Source organism: Verminephrobacter aporrectodeae subsp. tuberculatae At4, from assembly GCF_000193225.1.
Taxonomy (GTDB): Bacteria; Pseudomonadota; Gammaproteobacteria; order Burkholderiales; family Burkholderiaceae_C; genus Acidovorax; species Acidovorax aporrectodeae.
Map to the genome: position 1 here is coordinate 1 of NZ_AFAL01000649.1, position 227 is coordinate 227.

The 227-nt window shown below is 79.3% G+C and carries 1 protein-coding gene; it reads right to left on the bottom strand.

Annotation, left to right across the window (positions count from 1 at the left end):
* A partial coding sequence (locus VTU_RS33015; RefSeq protein ID WP_138927953.1) for a hypothetical protein occupies positions 1-180 on the bottom strand: 180 nt, incomplete at its 3' end.
* Between the last annotated feature and the right edge of the window lie 47 nt (positions 181-227).

A 227-nucleotide genomic window follows, 5' to 3' on the forward strand; every position in this document is an offset into this window, starting at 1 on the left:
CACGTCCGGGGCGCCGGGGGCCCGGGCCGTCGTGGTCGTCTGGACTTGCGGCGCAGCGCCTGCGTCCGCGCTGAGCGTGCCGCCGCGCGTCGTCTCCGTGACCGCGTCCGCGGGGTTCACACGGCGCGCGGCGCTGGCGCTCGCGCCCACGTCCGGAACGCTGGCCGTTGCCCCACCCACGGGCGTGCTCGTTCCCCCGCGGGTAGGGGCCTGGGGACTGCCGTGGC